This window comes from Stenotrophomonas pictorum JCM 9942 (assembly GCF_001310775.1).
GTDB lineage: Bacteria > Pseudomonadota > Gammaproteobacteria > Xanthomonadales > Xanthomonadaceae > Stenotrophomonas > Stenotrophomonas pictorum.
In genome coordinates this window covers 17773-34633 of sequence record NZ_BAZI01000004.1, presented here as the reverse complement: position 1 = coordinate 34633, position 16861 = coordinate 17773, and the positions used below count along the sequence as shown (strand labels likewise).

At 62.3% G+C, this 16861-nt stretch carries 10 protein-coding genes and 5 pseudogenes; 3 read left to right on the top strand and 12 right to left on the bottom strand.

Annotated features, from left to right (window positions below; all coding sequences use genetic code 11):
* The 8 genes and pseudogenes from JCM9942_RS00845 to ndk form a co-directional block, all read right to left on the bottom strand.
* Nucleotides 1–335: pseudogene (locus JCM9942_RS00845) on the bottom strand (rhodanese-like domain-containing protein); the annotation flags it as partial.
* A gap of 129 nt (nucleotides 336–464) precedes the next feature.
* A pseudogene (gene der, locus JCM9942_RS00840) lies at nucleotides 465–1861 on the bottom strand (ribosome biogenesis GTPase Der).
* A 12-nt stretch (nucleotides 1862–1873) separates the two neighbouring features.
* Nucleotides 1874–3068 (bottom strand): annotated as a pseudogene (gene bamB, locus JCM9942_RS00835) (outer membrane protein assembly factor BamB).
* Nucleotides 3068–3709, bottom strand: coding sequence for a YfgM family protein (locus tag JCM9942_RS00830; RefSeq protein WP_054656866.1), 642 nt, complete (start codon nucleotides 3707–3709; stop codon nucleotides 3068–3070). Before JCM9942_RS00830 ends, bamB begins: the two are co-directional and overlap by 1 nt.
* Nucleotides 3710–3766: 57 nt before the next feature.
* Nucleotides 3767–4618 carry a helix-turn-helix domain-containing protein gene (locus JCM9942_RS00825; protein WP_054656864.1) on the bottom strand — a complete coding sequence of 284 codons (852 nt, stop codon included), beginning with the start codon at nucleotides 4616–4618 and terminating at the stop codon, nucleotides 3767–3769.
* A gap of 6 nt (nucleotides 4619–4624) precedes the next feature.
* On the bottom strand, nucleotides 4625–5404 hold the full coding sequence (pilW, locus tag JCM9942_RS00820) for a type IV pilus biogenesis/stability protein PilW (protein WP_054656874.1): 780 nt from the start codon (nucleotides 5402–5404) through the stop codon (nucleotides 4625–4627).
* A gap of 10 nt (nucleotides 5405–5414) precedes the next feature.
* Nucleotides 5415–6620 (bottom strand): dual-specificity RNA methyltransferase RlmN, encoded by a 1206-nt coding sequence (gene rlmN / locus JCM9942_RS00815; RefSeq protein ID WP_054656862.1) that lies wholly within the window; start codon nucleotides 6618–6620, stop codon nucleotides 5415–5417.
* Between the two features lie 15 nt (nucleotides 6621–6635).
* Nucleotides 6636–7061 (bottom strand): nucleoside-diphosphate kinase, encoded by a 426-nt coding sequence (gene ndk / locus JCM9942_RS00810; RefSeq protein WP_054656861.1) that lies wholly within the window; start codon nucleotides 7059–7061, stop codon nucleotides 6636–6638.
* 210 nt (nucleotides 7062–7271) lie between these two features.
* Between ndk and JCM9942_RS00805 the strand changes: the two genes are divergently transcribed.
* The 3 genes from JCM9942_RS00805 (at nucleotide 7272) to JCM9942_RS00795 (ending at nucleotide 11620) form a co-directional block, all read left to right on the top strand.
* Nucleotides 7272–7925 carry a TetR/AcrR family transcriptional regulator gene (locus tag JCM9942_RS00805; RefSeq protein ID WP_054656859.1) on the top strand — a complete coding sequence of 218 codons (654 nt, stop codon included), beginning with the start codon at nucleotides 7272–7274 and terminating at the stop codon, nucleotides 7923–7925.
* 34 nt (nucleotides 7926–7959) lie between these two features.
* On the top strand, nucleotides 7960–10332 hold the full coding sequence (locus tag JCM9942_RS00800; RefSeq protein WP_054656857.1) for a 3-hydroxyacyl-CoA dehydrogenase/enoyl-CoA hydratase family protein: 2373 nt from the start codon (nucleotides 7960–7962) through the stop codon (nucleotides 10330–10332).
* A gap of 79 nt (nucleotides 10333–10411) precedes the next feature.
* A complete protein-coding gene (locus tag JCM9942_RS00795) occupies nucleotides 10412–11620 on the top strand; it encodes an acetyl-CoA C-acyltransferase (RefSeq protein ID WP_054656855.1) in 1209 nt (402 codons plus the stop codon).
* A gap of 274 nt (nucleotides 11621–11894) precedes the next feature.
* On the opposite strand, the gene galU is transcribed toward JCM9942_RS00795, so the two are convergent.
* The 4 genes and pseudogenes from galU to lapB all read right to left on the bottom strand — a co-directional run bounded on the left by galU (nucleotide 11895) and on the right by lapB (nucleotide 16855).
* Nucleotides 11895–12773 (bottom strand): UTP--glucose-1-phosphate uridylyltransferase GalU, encoded by an 879-nt coding sequence (gene galU / locus JCM9942_RS00790; RefSeq protein ID WP_054656853.1) that lies wholly within the window; start codon nucleotides 12771–12773, stop codon nucleotides 11895–11897.
* Nucleotides 12773–14685, bottom strand: a pseudogene (locus JCM9942_RS00785) (polysaccharide biosynthesis protein). The gene galU and the pseudogene JCM9942_RS00785 overlap by 1 nt, the downstream one beginning before the upstream one ends.
* A 14-nt stretch (nucleotides 14686–14699) precedes the next feature.
* Nucleotides 14700–15647 carry an MraY family glycosyltransferase gene (locus tag JCM9942_RS00780; RefSeq protein ID WP_054656872.1) on the bottom strand — a complete coding sequence of 316 codons (948 nt, stop codon included), beginning with the start codon at nucleotides 15645–15647 and terminating at the stop codon, nucleotides 14700–14702.
* 30 nt (nucleotides 15648–15677) lie between these two features.
* Nucleotides 15678–16855: pseudogene (gene lapB, locus JCM9942_RS00775) on the bottom strand (lipopolysaccharide assembly protein LapB).
* Nucleotides 16856–16861 lie beyond the last annotated feature (6 nt).

Below are 16861 nucleotides of genomic sequence, written 5' to 3'. Positions count from 1 at the left end.
CACCAGCATCCAGCAGCGGCTGCACCAGCGGCAGGCCTGCCCTCCCGCCACGCCACCGTGCCGCCGGCAACCGATGCCAGCCGGGTGTATCCGGCCGCCTGCAACGCGGCCGCCGCATCGGCCGAGCGTCGGCCGCTCTGGCAGATCAGCAGGATCTCCCTGTCCCGTGAAGGCAGATGCAGGGACGGCGCGGCCAGCAGTTCGTCTTTGGCAATCCCCAGCGCGCCTTCGGCCATACCGCCGGCGCGCTCGTGCGCCTGACGCAGGTCGATCAGCAAGGCACCGGCAGTCTGGCGCGTACGCGCCTGTTCAGGGGAAATCTCGCAAATGCTCATGGCGTGATTATCCGCCATGCCCGCCATTGACGCAGGAACCGGCAGTGCACCCTCGGACTCCACCATCGCCAATCCGGGCAGCGCCAGCAAAGACCAGTAAAAAAGGGCGCCCCATGGACGCCCTTTTTCCTACTTTCCCCTCACATGCTTCATCAGGCGCCGCTTGGCCTTGACCTGGCGTTCGGTGAGGACGTTCTTCTTGCCTTCGTAAGGGTTGGTGCCCTCGCGGAAGATGAACTGCACCGGCGTGCCCACCAGCTTGAAGCGCTTGCGGAAAAAGTTCTCCAGATACCGCTTGTACGACTCCGGCAGATCCTTCAGGCGCGTGCCATGGACGATGAAGGTAGGCGGATTACTGCCGCCCGGGTGCACATAGCGCAGCTTGGACACGTGGCCACGAATGGCCGGCGGCGGGTTGGTTTCGTACGCGATCTCCAGCGCCCGATTCACCTCGCTGGTACTGAATTCCATCGTCGCAGACGCATGGGCCTGATGGATCGCACGGAACAGCTCCCGCAACCCCGAACCATGCTGGGCGGAGATACGCACCACTTCAGCCCAAGGCACGAAGCTCAATTTGCGCGACAGCAGGGCTTCCGCCTGCTCGCGCTGGTATTCGGTCAAACCATCCCACTTGTTGATCGCAACAACCAGCGCACGACCGGCATCCAGCACCGCACCCAGCACACTGGCATCCTGATCGGTAACGCCCTCGGTGGCGTCCAGCATCAGAACGGCAACCTGGCACTGTTCGATCGCCTGCAGTGTTTTGACGACGCTGAATTTCTCAACGACTTCATCCACCCGGCCTTTGCGGCGCAGGCCTGCGGTATCGATCAGGCGGTACTCGCGGCCGTCACGCTCCATATCCACCGCGATCGAATCGCGGGTGGTGCCGGGAACTTCGGAGGCGATCATGCGCTCCTCGCCCAACAAGCGGTTGACCAGCGTGGACTTGCCCACGTTCGGGCGCCCGACAAAAGCGATACGCATGCGACCCGGATCATCGTCCAAGGTCTCGGTCGTCCCCTCTTCCGGCAAGCGCTCGACCACCTCGTCCAGCAGGTCATCCAGGCCCTGACGATGGGCCGCCGAAACGGTCAGCATTTCGCTGAAACCGTAACGGGAGAATTCCGAGCGGACGGTATCTTCGTTGGTACCGTCGATCTTGTTGATCAACAGCAAGGTCGGCCGCGACAGCTTGCGCAGCCACGAGAGAATTTCATCGTCCAGCGCCGAGGTACCCTCGCGGGCATCGACGACAAACAGGATCAGATCGGCTTCGCCTGCGGCAGCACGTGCCTGCCGGGCGGTCGCGCCGGCAAGACCTTCCTCATCACCTGCGATACCGCCGGTATCGACGATCAGGAACGGTTTGTCCTCATTGAGACGACAGACACCGTAATTACGGTCACGCGTAACACCGGGCTGGTCATGGACCAGCGCGTCCCGGGTGCGGGTGAAAGCATTGAAAAGGGTGGACTTGCGACATTCGGCCGTCCGACCAGGGCGACCAAGGGCAGCATCGCTTTTACTCCTTATTGGGCCAACCGGAATGCGGTCAGCTTTCCATCCACGTTCTGCACCAGCAGAATTCCGTCAGCCACCAAAGGCTGTGCCCGGAGCGCATCGCCCCCGGCCTTCTCGCGGGCAGCCAGTTCGCCGTTGTCCAGGCGCAACCAATGCAGATAACCCTTGTAATCACCCACCACCGCGTAGTCGCCGTGGATGGCCGGACCGGTCACCGAGCGGCGCCCCAGCGCCTGCTGCGACCACATCGCTGAACCGGACATCTTGTCCAGCCCGTAAACCACGCCCTTGCCATCGGTGACCACGACATTGCCCGAGGACACCGCAACACCGCCTGCGCCACCGTGATCGCGGGACCACAGCGGACGCCCGGTCGGGCCCTCGATGGCCAGCGTCTGGTTCTTGAAGCTGCTCACATACAGCGTATTGCCTTCCAGCACCGGGGCCATCGACATCAGACATGCGCTCCAGCTCGGTACGCCCTTCCGGCGCGCCTACCATCTGCTCCCACAGTGGACGGCCGTCCTGCATCGCCAACGCCGCCACGGTGCCGTCATCGTTGCCGATGAACAGCACGCCCGGACCGGCAACCACCGGCGCATTGCCGCGCACGGTCAAGGCAGGCAACTCCTGCGAGTTGAACCAGCGCTGCTCGCCAGTGCCGGCGTCGAACGCGGTGGTACGCCCATCATTGCTGCGCACGAATACCAGACCCTGCGCAACCGCAGGTGCCGTGATCACCTCACCCGGGACTTTGGCCGTCCACTTCTCGGCACCAGTGCTGGCGTCGAGTGCGATCACCTTGCCGTCCAGCGTGCCGATGACCACCACACCTTCGCCAGCGCCTGGACCGCCGGAAAGACGGAGCTTGGGCTTCTTCTTTTCCTTGGCCGGGACGTATTCCCAGATTTCCTTGCCGCTCTGCAAATCCAGCGCATGCACACCGCCCTCTACGGCCGCCGCGTAGACACGGCCATCGGCGACGACGGGCGCCTGGCGCAGGCCAATCCGGCCCTCGCCCTTGCCAACATTCACCGACCAGATCTTGCTGACACTGGCCGTCGGCTCGAACTTGGCCAGCTCCATCGGCTCAAGCGCTTTCTTGGCCTCGGCATCCTTCCCGGCAAACCAGCCCTTGACCGTGGAGCAACCGGCCAGCGCCATCGCCATCAGCGCCACACCTGCAACTTGCTTGAGCTTCATCAGTTCTTCTCCGCCGCAGGGTCGGTCACAGTGCCACCAGCATCAGTCAGCTTGGTTTCCAGCAGACGGCGCTGCGGAGCAGCGACATCCAGCTTGGCCAGCGCCTGGCTGTACAGATCCCGCGCGTCATCACGCTTGCCCTGCGCCATCAGTGCGTCAGCGCGAATCTCCAGAGCCGCGCTGTCATCTGCCGGGCCCAGTAGCGCCAGCGCATCTTCCGGCTTACCGGTTTCGATCAGCAGCCGGGCAATACGCTGGTCGATCAACGCCTTGAACTCGCCTTCGGCGTTCAGCCCACGCAGTGTCCTGATCGCATCCTCAGGCTTGCCGGCCTCGACCTGCGCCTTGGACAGCTCCAACGCGGCCAGATCGGCATAGATCCCGGCCTTGCCACCTTCCAGTGCCGCGACTTCCTTCACAGCCTCGTCGAGATTCTTGGACTGCAGACTGCGCAGAACAGACTCATAGCGGGTATTGGCCTCGGCCAGCTTGCCCACCTGGTCCTTCTGCCACCACTGCCAACCGTAGATGGCGGCAATACCCAGCACCACTCCGGCAAAAATTCCAAACCCATTTTTGCGAAGCCAGGTGCGGACACGTTCACTTTGTTCGTGCTCGTCGAGCAGGTCGTCAATCGCCATGCGTACTCTCGCCCCACTTTTCCGGGGAGCATTGTTGTTTTAATTGGATGCCACGTTTCAGTACGAAACCGGCGCCACGGAGCCGTCAGAGGATACCGTAAAGCGGGCCACATTGCCGCGCTTGTAGGGCGTCAGATCGACGCTGCCCGACGCCTGTCGAACCGCGACCTCGGCCGCATTGCCGAGCTTCATGCGCCCGACCTGCCCGATATCGAAGCTGCGTATCTGCCCGGCGGGAATCAACCCCTTTTCCACGACGGAACCGTCGGGCGCAAGAATCTCCACCCAGCTGTCCCCCTTGAAATCCAGCGTCAGCGTCGCGGCAGGGGCCGGGACCGCATTTCGCGCAACAGGGGCCATCGAGGCGATATAGGGAGCGCGCTTGGGTGCGCTGCCAGCCACCGGAGCAGGTACCCCCTGCCCCCCGGCAACCGTCTGAGGCGACGCCGCGGACGCCGCCTCGGGCATCACATCCAACGAAGCGGTACTGGGCGGGGTGTCGACCAGTTTGCCCTGGAAGGCAAACCACACCGGAACCGCGAGCACCGCGGTGATCACTCCATAGACCGCCCGACGCCCCAGACTCTCCGCCATACGCTTGAGCCGCGGCGTGTGCATGTGGCTGACCAGTGCCGGCGGCTCGATCGGCGCCATCATCGCCCGCTGCAGGGCCTCGCCGATATCCACCTTCAACAGCCTGGCGTAGCTGCGCAGCTGACCACGCACGAACACGGGCGCACCGAGGCGACCCCACTGTTCACATTCGAGCGCTGCGACCACCTGAGCCGGCATACGCAGCTGACCAGCAACCTGTTGTATCGACAGCCCTGCCGCCTCGCGGGCCCGGCGAAGCTGCTCACCACACCCCACCACACCTTCAAAAGCGTTCACACCTGGATCATTGATCACAATGCACTAGCCTTGGGGATTCGAGGCCGCTGTCGAGGGAAACTCCTCGCGCAGCCGCTGTTGGTATCGACCGGCGGCACTCCTGTCGCCCAGCCGCTCTTCAATCTGAATGGCAATTTGTAACACGGAAACCGTGGCCGGCGCAGCCGCAAGACGCCGCTGATAGAAGGCGCGCGCCTCGAAATAGCGCCCCCGGGCGTACTCGCTGCGTGCCATCGACTCCAGCGCATACGCGTTGTCAGGCGCCAAGGCCAGCGCCTGGCGGAGATCGCGCTCGGCACGTTCGCGCTGCCCTGCATCCAGCGCACAGCCCCCGGCATTGGCCAGTGCATCAGCCCGTGCGGCGTACGCCGGATCCGCCAGCGCCCTGTCGAACCAGACCAGCGCTTCTGCCGGATGACCATTGCCGCACAGCCAGGCGCCGTAGTTGTTGGCCACATCGCCCTGCTTAGGCGCCAGCTCGGCGGCCTTGCGATACAGCTCTCCGGCGGCCGCCGGATTGGCCCTGTAGCCTTCGATCACCGCCTGTACGGTGTAAGCATCCGGAACCGAGGGCTCCAGCTTTTGCGCGGAGCGGGCGTATTTGAGTGCGTCGTCGAGCTGGTTGCGTCCCAGCCGGTCACCGGACAGACGCAGCAACTCTTGGTATTGAATGCGCCGACGCGCCTGCTTGTCATCGCGCAGATCGTACTGCGGCGCGACCTGCTCGATGCGCCGAACCGTTCCCGCCCTGGAGTCGCGACCATGCCCGCAGCCGGTAACCAGCACTGTGGCGACCAGCAGCATCAGCAGGCGATCAAGCAACGACATCTCCGTTTTCCTGCGCCGCAAGCAGACGGTTGAACTCGGCCTGGCGACGCGTGCGGTCCATCACCTGCCCCTTGAGCTGGCCACAGGCCGCGTCGATATCATCGCCACGGGTACGGCGCACCATCGTCAACACCTGCGAATCAAGCAGGATCTTCTGGAAAGCGCGGATCTGCTCTTCGTCAGAGCGCTCGTAGCGCGTTCCCGGGAACGGATTGAAAGGAATCAGATTGACCTTGCCCGAATCCTTGGCCTGCACCGCGTTGTCGAACTGGCGCATCAGCCGCGCCAGCTGGCGGGCGTGCTCGGGCTGGTCGTTGATGCCCTTCATCAGGGTGTATTCAAAGGTCACCGAATCGCGCTTCTTGTTGCCGCGCAGGTAACGCGCGCAGGAAGCCATCAGCTCGGCAATCGGGTACTTCTTGTTGAGCGGCACCAGTGTCTCGCGCAGCTCATCGTTGGGTGCGTGCAGGGAAACGGCCAGCGACACATCACTCTCGACCGAGAGGCGGTCGATCTGCGGTACCAGACCGGACGTGGACAGGGTCACGCGCTTGTTGGCCAAGCCATAGCCCAGGTCATCGCGCATGATGCTCATCGCACGCACGACGTTGTCGAAATTCATCAACGGCTCGCCCATGCCCATCATCACCACATTGGTGAGACGACGCATCTGGTGCGGCACATTGCCCAGGTGACGGGCGGCAACCCACACCTGGCCAATGATCTCGGCGGTGCTCAGGTTGCGGTTGAAACCCTGGGTGGCGGTGGAGCAGAACGTACAGTTCAAACCGCAACCGACCTGCGAGGACACGCACAGCGTGCCGCGGGTCTTGTCGGGGATGTACACGGTTTCGATGGCGTTCTTGCCATCCACGCCCATCGCCAGCAACCACTTGTGGGTGCCGTCGACCGAGGGCTTGTCGAACACGATATTCGGGACGACGACCTCGGCATGCTGCTGCAGCTTGGCGCGCAGCGCCTTGCCGAGGTCGGTCATCTGGTCGAAATCGGTGACGTAGCGGTGGTGGATCCACTTCATCACCTGATGGGCACGGAACTTCTGCTCGCCGAGGGTTTCGACGAAGAACGTTTCCAGGCCCGCGCGATCAAGGTCGAGCAGGTTCTGCTTGCCAGCGCTGCCTGCCGTTTTCGGCAACGGCTGGATGGCGGGTGTCTGTACGACCTCGTTCACGACTTCAACCTCTGCTTAGCGCGAAACCACTTCGGTGGCAGCGAAGAAATAGGCCACTTCGATGGCTGCGTTCTCGACCGAATCCGAACCGTGGGCGGCATTGGCGTCGATAGAGTCGGCGAAATCGGCGCGGATGGTGCCCGGCGCAGCGTCCTTCGGGTTGGTGGCGCCCAGCAGGTCACGGTGGGCCAGCACGGCGTTCTCGCCTTCCAGGGCCTGGATCATCACCGGGCCGGAGATCATGAACTCGACCAGGGCGTTGAAGAACGGACGCTCGCGGTGCACGGCGTAGAAGCCTTCGGCTTCACGGCGCGAGAGCTGCTTGTACTTGGCAGCCACGATCTTCAGGCCGGCCTTTTCGAAGCGGGCGTAGATTTCACCGATCACGTTCTTGGCGACGGCGTCGGGCTTGATGATGGAAAGAGTGCGCTCGAGCGCCATGGGAATTCTCCGGTATATGGGCCGGTCGGCCCGAGGGTACATGAAAAAAACCCGCGTGCGGACGCGGGCTTAGCCTGAATTGCGGTGGGTAATTCTACCGGTTGACCCTGGCGTTTGCACAGCGGCGGATGAATGATGCTGCATGGCAGCATGACCGGAGCCCTGGCACAGGCGTAGGATTTAAACAATCGTTTGATTGATTGAGCCGCCATGGGCAAACCCGCCAGCTTTTCCACCAAGGACCGGATTCTCGGCGCAGCCGAGGAACTGTTCGCCCAGTACGGCTTCGCCGGCACGTCGTTGCGCCAGGTGACCAGTCATGCCGATGTCAACATCGCCGCGGTCAACTACCACTTCGGGTCCAAGGACAACCTGGTCAATGAAGTGTTCCGCCGCCGCATGGACGAGATGTCCGCTGCCCGCCTGAGCCAGCTGGAACAGGCGCGCACCGCCCATCCCGGCGAGTTGCGCCCGTTGCTGGCCGCTTTCGTCGAGCCTGCGCTGGCGATGGCCCAGGACCGCCAGAGCGGCGGCGCCTTCGTCCGCGTCATCGCCCGCGCCTATGCCGAGAAGAACGACAACCTGCGCAAGTTCCTGTCCGACCACTACGGCCACGTGCTGCGCGAGTTCGGCAAGGCCATCGGCGCCTGCGTGCCGGGCCTGAGCAAAGAGGAACTTTATTGGCGCCTGGATTTCCTGGCCGGTTCGCTGACCTACGCCATGGCCGATTTCGGCCTGATCAAGCGCCCACACAACATCAGCGAGGCCGCCCATCGCAGCAAGGCCGCGCAGGAACTGATCCATTTCGCCGAAGCCGGCTTCCGCGCCAGTGCGCGCGCGCCGGATTCAACCTCCCTCACCTGATCCACCCGTCCTCGCAGACCAAAGGTTTATCGATATGTCCAATTCCCTGATTGTCCGCCGCGCCGCCGTCCTTGGCGCAGGCGTCATGGGTGCGCAGATCGCCGCCCACCTGACCAATGCCGGCGTCGACACCGTGCTGTTCGACCTGGCCGCCAAGGAAGGTCCTGCCGACGGCATCGTGCTCAAGGCCATTGCCAACCTCGGCAAACTGAGCCCGGCGCCGCTGGCCAGCAAGGCGCTGGCTGAAGCCATCACCCCGGCCAACTACGACTCCGGCCTGGAGCAGCTGCGCGACTGCGACCTGATCATCGAAGCCATCGCTGAACGCATGGATTGGAAGCAGGACCTGTACAAGAAGATCGCGCCGTTCGTGAACGAACACGCGGTACTGGCGTCCAACACCTCGGGCCTGGGCATCAACAAGCTGGCCGACGTGCTGCCGGAAGAACTGCGCCACCGCTTCAGCGGCGTGCATTTCTTCAACCCGCCGCGCTACATGCATCTGGCCGAGCTGATCCCGGCCAAGACCACCGACAAGGCGGTGCTGGAAGGCCTGGAAACGTTCCTGACCACCAACCTGGGCAAGGGCGTGGTCTACGCCAAGGACACCCCGAACTTCATCGGCAACCGCATCGGCGTGTTCTCGATCCTGTCCACCATCCACCACACCCAGCAGTTCGGCCTGGGCTTTGACGAAGTGGACGGCCTGACCGGTCCGCTGGTCGGCCGCCCGAAGTCGGCGACCTACCGCACCTCCGACGTGGTCGGCCTGGACACCATGGCCCACGTCATCAAGACCATGGGCGACACCCTGCCTGACGACCCCTGGCACAAGTACTTCCACGCGCCGGCATGGCTGGACGCGCTGATCGGCAAGGGTGCACTGGGCCAGAAGACCGGCGCCGGCATCTTCCGCAAGGTCGGCAAGGACATCATGGTCATCGACCTTGAAAAGCAGGACTACCGTCCCGCCGACCGCGCGGCTGCACCGGAAGTGGTCGAGATCCTGAAGATCAAGAACCCGGCCGAGAAGTTCGCCAAGCTGCGCGAAAGCCAGCACCCGCACGCACAGTTCCTGTGGGCGACGTTCCGCGACCTGTTCCACTACAGCGCTTACCACCTGGCCGATATCGCCGAAACCGCGCGCGACGTCGACCTGGCCATCCGCTGGGGCTACGGCTGGTCGCTGGGCCCGTTCGAGACCTGGCAGGCAGCTGGCTGGAAGCAGGTGGCACAGTGGATCGCCGACGACATCGCCGCCGGCAAGAGCATGAGCAGTGCGCCGCTGCCGGCCTGGGTGCTGGACGGCCGTGACGGCGTGCACGCTGCCGAAGGCAGCTACAGCCCGTCGCAGAATGCCCTGGTGCCGCGCTCCTCGCTGCCGGTCTACCAGCGCCAACGCTTCCCGGACGCACTGCTGGGCGAGAAGTTCGCGCCGGGCGAAACGGTGTTCGAGAACGACGGCATCCGCCTGTGGACCGACGGTGACGGCATCGGCGTCATCAGCTTCAAGACCAAAATGAACACCGTCTCCGACCAGGTGCTGGACGGCATCCAGCACGCAATCGGTCTGGCTGAAAAGCAGTTCAAGGGCGTGGTGATCTGGCAGAACAAGGAGCCTTTCTCGGCGGGCGCCGACCTGGCTGGCGCACTGGGTGCACTGCAGGCCGGCAAGATCGCCGAATTCGAGGCGATCGTGGCCAACTTCCAGCGCACCAGCCAGCGCATCAAGTACGCCACCGTGCCGGTGGTGACCGCGGTACGTGGCCTGGCCTTGGGCGGCGGTTGCGAATTCCAGATGCATGCGGCCAAGTCGGTGGCGGCGCTGGAAAGCTATATCGGCCTGGTCGAAGCCGGCGTCGGCCTGCTGCCGGCCGGTGGCGGCCTGAAGGAAATCGCCGTGCGCGCCTCGCAGGCGGCCGGCCCGGACGGCGACGTGTTCGCCGAGCTGAAGAAGACCTTTGAAACCGTGGCCATGGCCAAGGTCTCCAATTCAGCGGTCAACGCCAAGGAACTGGGCCTGATGCGCGGCACCGACAAGGTGGTGTTCAACAGCTTCGAGCTGCTGCACATCGCCAAGGCTGAAGTCACCGCACTGGCCGAAGGCGGCTACCGACCGCCGCTGCCGGCACGCCGCATCCGCGTGGCCGGTGACGTGGGCATCGCCACCTTCAAGATGATGCTGGTCAACATGCTCGAAGGCCGCTTCATCAGCCCCTACGACTACGAGATCGCCGAGCGCATCGCCACCGTGCTGTGCGGCGGCAAGGTCGATCGCAACAGCGTGGTCGACGAAGAGTGGCTGCTCACCCTGGAGCGCAAGCACTTCGTCGAACTGGCCCAGCAGGAAAAGACCCAGGCCCGTATCGCGCACATGCTGACCACCGGCAAGCCGCTGCGGAACTGAGTGAGCGTGCTTCGGGGCGGCGCTGCAAGCGCTGCCCTCGCCCGCCCTCACGCTCACACCTATTGAAGAGATCACTGCAATGACCAAGCAAATCCAGGACGCCTACATCGTCGCCGCCACCCGCACCCCGGTTGGCAAGGCGCCCAAGGGCATGTTCCGCAACACCCGTCCGGACGACATGCTCGCCCACGTTCTAAAGAGCGTGGTCGCACAGGCTCCGGGCGTGGACGTCAACCGCATCGACGACGCCATCATCGGCTGCGCCATGCCCGAAGCCGAGCAAGGCATGAACGTGGCACGCATCGGCGTGCTTTTGGCTGGCCTGCCCAACACCATCGCCGCGCAGACGGTGAACCGCTTCTGCTCCTCCGGCCTGCAGGCCGTGGCGATGGCTGCCGACCAGATCCGTCTGGGCAACAGCGACCTGATGCTGGCCGGCGGCACCGAATCGATGTCGATGGTGCCGATGATGGGCAACAAGATCGCGATGGCGCCAAGCGTGTTCGACAACGACCACGTTGCCATCGCCTACGGCATGGGCATCACCGCCGAGAAAGTCGCCGAGGAATGGAAGATCTCGCGCGAAGAACAGGACGCGTTCGCCCTGGCCTCGCACCAGAAGGCTATCGCCGCAATCCGGAACGGCGAATTCAAGGACGAAATCAGCCCCTACGACATCGTCTCGCACCTGCCGGATCTGGCAGATGGCAAGCGCATCATCACCCGCAACAAGATCGCCGACACGGACGAAGGCCCGCGCCTGGACTCGTCCGCAGAAGGACTGGCCAAGCTGCGCCCGGTGTTCCGCAATGGCCAGTTCGGCGGTTCGGTCACCGCGGGCAATTCATCGCAGATGAGCGATGGCGCCGGTGCGGTGCTGCTGGCATCGGAGCAGGCGATCAAGGACTACGGCCTGACCCCGCTGGCCCGCTTCGTCAGCTTCTCGGTCGCCGGCGTGCGCCCGGAAGTGATGGGCATCGGCCCGATCGCGGCGATTCCGAAGGCATTGAAGCAGGCCGGTTTGAGCCAGGACCAGCTGGACTGGATCGAGCTCAACGAAGCCTTTGCCGCGCAGTCGCTGGCGGTGATCCGCGATTGTGGCCTGGATCCGTCCAAGGTCAATCCACTGGGTGGCGCCATCGCCTTGGGTCACCCGCTGGGCGCCACTGGTGCGATCCGTACGGCCACCCTGCTGCATGGCCTGCGCCGTCGCCAGCAGAAGTACGGCATGGTGACCATGTGCATCGGTACCGGCATGGGCGCTGCAGGCATTTTCGAATCGCTGTAAGCGGTTCGCCATGCTGTTGATGGACGAAGGCGGCCGCAGGGCCGCCTTCTCTTTTCAGCGACCATGGAAAAAGGCCTAGCTCATTCGCAATCAAGCAAGCCGAATGTGTTGCCCCGAGCATTGCCCGGCAGACAGCTGGCCGATAATGTCCCGGCACAGCGCGACCACGCCCTACGGGACACCGGCATCACATCAAAAAAAGGCAGCCTTCCGGCTGCCTTTCGAACCTGCCCAGCTGACAGACAACATTGGCTTCCAGATCTGTCGCTGACGCTTACTCGGCCAGCATCTTCTGCATCATCGCACGCGCCGGTCCGGCCAGCTTGTCGTTCTCCAGTGCGAAGCGAACCGTCGCCTCGACCAGCCCGAGATGCGTACCGCAGTCAAAACGCTTGCCTTCAAAACGATATGCATCCACCTGCTCGGTCTTGAGCAGTTGTGCGATCGCATCGGTCAGCTGGATCTCGCCGCCAGCACCTGTGCCGGTAGCTTCGAGCAACTCAAAGATCTTCGGGCTGAGCACATAACGCCCCACCACCGCCAGATCACTGGGTGCATCTTCAGGCTTGGGCTTTTCGACGATCTGGGTGATGTGGCCATGACGACCATCGAACTTGTCGGTCGCCACGATGCCATAACTGCCGGTCCTGTCGTGCGGGACATCTTCGACCGCGATGACACTGGCGCCACTGGCGGCATTGAAGTCGGCCATCTGCTTCAGGGCACCGTCACCACGGTTCCAGATAAGGTCATCGGGCAGCAGCACCGCGAATGGCTCGTTGCCGACGATCGGCTTGGCACACAAAACCGCATGCCCCAACCCCAACGCCTCGGTCTGGGTTACGAACACGGCCCGCACGCCTTTGGGCAGTACATGGCGTATCTGCTCCAGCTGCTCCAGCTTACCGGCGCGCTCAAGCTTCTGTTCCAGCTCGTAGGCTTTGTCAAAATAGTCGGCTACCGCATGTTTGTAGCGGTTGGTGATGAAGATCAGCGTGTCACAACCGGCCTCGATAGCCTCATCGACGGCGTACTGGATCAGCGGCCGATCAATGATCGGCAGCATTTCCTTGGGGACCGTCTTGGTCGCCGGCAGAAACCGGGTACCCAAGCCCGCCACAGGAAACACCGCTTTCTTTATCCGCTCATGCATCAGTGAATCCTTCCTGCTTCTTTTGAGGGGAAAGGTACGATCTTCGCACCCGCATTGGCGGAACACGGTTCCTCGACCGCCCTGAACTCGGGAATCGTCGCGAGAAGAATCTCACGCATCGCATCGATGTCGTAATCGGCTATTGCTCGTCGCAAACCGGCGATGTTACCAAGCACCAACTCTGGACAGAACTCACGCACGCCCGCTTCCATGACCTTGGGGTGCGCCGTGGGGCGACACTTCTCATCGGCATAAAAAAGGCTTTCATGCAGCTTCTCACCTGGACGCAGGCCGGTATACACAATGGGAACATCCACTCCCGGTTGTTTGCCTGCCAGTCGGATCATTTGCTCCGCCAGATGCCGGATAAGCACCGGCTCTCCCATATCCAGCATGTAGATGGCACCGCGCGATGACGAAGCTGCCGCCTGCAGGATAAGCAGACAGGCCTCCGGGATTGTCATGAAATAGCGACTGACATCCGGGTGGGTCACGGTGACTGGACCGCCTTTTCTGATCTGCTCACGGAACAGCGGTACCACACTCCCCACGGATCCGAGCACATTGCCAAAGCGGACCGTCAGAAACCTCGTTGCAGCGGAACGTTTGTCCAGACTCTGGCAAATCATCTCCGCATAGCGTTTGGTCGCCCCCAGCGAATTCACAGGATCCACGGCCTTGTCAGTGGAGATGAATACAAAATTCTCCACCTTGCCTCAACACATGCGGTCGCCACACACTCTGTGGCCAATGTGTTGTTGCGCACAGCCTCACGCAACTGATCTTCAAGCAGTGGAACCTGTTTATAAGCGGCCGCATGAAAGACGGTATCAGGGCGATACCTGCTCAAGGCATGGCGAATCACTGCCGGATCTCCGCAGTCACCCAACAAGCCAAGTACCTGCAGATCGGGAAAATTCCTGCGCAGTTCTGCCTGGATGTTGATCATCAGCAATTCGCTGATTTCAAGAACAACAATCTTGGCGACTCCATGTCGTGCGCATTGACGGCACAATTCCGACCCGATAGATCCGCCGCCCCCCGTCACCAGAACTGTCCGGCCGCGGAGCCAGCCACGGATCAACTCCCAATCCGGCAGGATCGGCTTCCTGCCCAATAGGTCCTCAATCGCAACTTCCTTGAGTTGCCCTGGCAAAGAGTTCCCATCCAGAATATCGGCCAATCGGGGAACAGTGCGGAACGGCAACCCCGTACTTTCGCAGAGGCCCACCACCCGCTGCATGCCGGCGGCGTCGAGTGTCGGAATCGCGATGACAAGAAGCTTGGCGTCCGTCTCTCTGGCAACCGAAGCAACATCATCCAGCCGGCCGAGGATAGGGGTGCCATGCAGCTTGGCGCCCTGCAGATGGGTCGAATCATCCAACAACCCAACCGGTTCATAGTCGCCGGACCGGCGAAGATCCTTGATCAAGGACTCTGCAGCATGACCAGCACCCAACACGAGAACCCGCCGCGCCCTGGCATCCGAATTGACTGCCTGGTAGTCCTTCCAAGCGCGGTACAACAGGCGTGGCGTACCTAGCAACGCCGACAACGCAAAGGGATAGACCACCAATACCGAGATGGGAATACCTTCCAGTCGGCGATACGAGAACACCACGAGAATGGCGAGCAATCCGATGAAACTCGCTTTGAAGATATTGATCAGGTCAGCAACACTGGCAAAACGCCATAGACCCCGATAGAGGCCAACCTTCCAGAAAGCCAGCGCCTGCAGCGCTATGACCACCAATACGTCAAGCGAGAACCAGGGCTGGGGAGGCGCTTCATTCAACAAGGCATAGCGCCCCAGGAACAGCAGCTGCCAACACAGCCAGACCATGACCAGGTCATGCGTCATCACCGCATATCGCAAGCCACCACCAACGAAGCGCTCTCGCAAAGACCTCATACCCGCCATCATCCTTATGAAATTGATCTTGCGCGAAAGGAAATCCAGATCACCGTCGCTGCGGCAATGCAGATTGAGCCCCCTGCCCAACCCCAAACTAGGGGTAGCCTTGAAAATACAACGGCGATTGTAAGCCCGATCAGACTGAAAGCTACGTAACCGAGCGTGACCGCAAAGTGACTAAAATCACGCTTCACCAATCGCTGGTAGAGGTGCTGCGTATGTGCCTCCATCCAAGGCTCTCCGTTCAAGATCCGCAACAGAAGCGTGAATCCGGCATCGATGAAGAACGCCACTGGAAGCAGCAGCCATAGCACTGGAGCAACCTCCGTTACGCAGAGCCCCAAGGCCAGCACCCCGGCAACCAGGTACCCAAGCGCGCCACTGCCCACGTCACCCATGAACACGCGGGCCCGCGGGAAGTTGAACGGAAGAAAGCCGGCACAGCCCACTACAAATGCCCACGCCGCAAATGAATACGGTTGCGGCAACAGCAGTACTGCGCCCAGCCCGACGATGATCGCCTGGGTTGCAGCCAGGCCATTGATGCCATCCATAAAATTCCAGATGTTGATCAATGAAACTGCCAGACCTGCGCAAAACAGCGCCTTGAGCAGGCTGCCGCTTTCCGCCCACACCATTGCGCCCAGCAAAAGGGCAGCCACCAAGTGCACACACAGACGAGGAAGCGCTGGCAAAGCGCGATGGTCATCCCACCAGCCGATACCCGCCACCAGCAGCAAACCGAGAGCGAACACTGTTACTGGAATGGCGAAAACAGGAAGCAGCGCAACTGCGAGCATGCATGCCAGCAGCTGCGACACCACGATACCAATACCGCCGCCACGAGGCGTGGTCACCTGATGGCTGCGACGCTCGCCCGGCTGATCCAACAACTGACGCCACAGCGCGTAGCGGATCGCCCCCCAAGTCACAATAGTTGCAGCGCTGAAAACCAGCATCAACAGAAGGACATAGTGCAACGACACGACTCAGAGGACCGCGAAATTCAGCAGCGGTTTGACCGAACCCCACTCTTTGCAACTGGGGCACTGCCAATGATGGTACGTGCGCCGAATCCACAACGCGTACAGCGATAGGACGGATTACGAACCAGCAATTGGTCGGTGATGTGTTTGAGGTCCTGTAGCGTCGCGATCGGGTCCGCACCTTCGGCAAGGGTCAAATCGATCAGCGCCGACTCGCCGCGCACCGAGGGGCGATCCTTCAACTGACGGCCCAGATAGGCCCGCGCCGGCGCAACCCCTTCCTGCTCTTCCATCAAGTGCGTCAACGCCAGCACGGGTGCGATGCCCCGGTAGTGCTCGGTCATTTCAGCCAGAAATGCCCGGGCACCGGCGATATCGCCGACATTACGGTAATTCTTCAGCAACTGCGGAAGGATCTCGGGCAAGTAATCCGGATCATTGCGCGCCGCCCGCTCGAACGCCCGGACTGCCAACTCATCGTTGCCGAAGTCGCTCTCCAACCGCCCTTCGATGATGCCGGCACGGACACTCATCGCATCGGCCACGTTGGCCCGTTTGATCGCCGCCCGAGCCTCGTCCAGCCGCCCGGCCGCGCGATGCCGCTCGGCCAACTCGCATTCGAACTGGCCGATCAGCTTGCCCATCGGCTCGTCCGTGACCTCTTCGTAACGGGTGGCATTCTGGATCGCCTTCTCCCAGTCGCGCTCGGCCTGATAGATGCTGATCAGATGTTTCAGGGCCTGTGGCGCCCGCTGATCCAGCTGCGCAAGTTCGGTAAACACGGTTTCGGCGCGATCCAGCAGGCCGGACTTCATGTAGTCCTCGCCCAAGGCGAGCAGTGCCTGCACGCGCTGGGCATCAGTCAGATCACTGCGATTGACCAGCCCCTGATGCAGGCGGATCGCGCGATCCACCTCTCCGCGCCGGCGGAACAGGTGACCCAGCGCCACTTGGGTCTCGAATGTTTCCTTGTCCAGCTCGGCGATATGCAAAAACAGCTCGATCGCCTTGTCCGGCTGCTCGTTGAGCAGATAGTTCAAGCCACGGAAATAGGTGCTGGAAAGACGGCTGACCTGACTCTCACTATGACGCTGCCCCCCACGCCGACCGATCACCCAACCGCTGACCGCCGCGATCGGCAGAAACAGGAAAAACCAGAACCACTCACTGATAAAGGCCATCGGTGA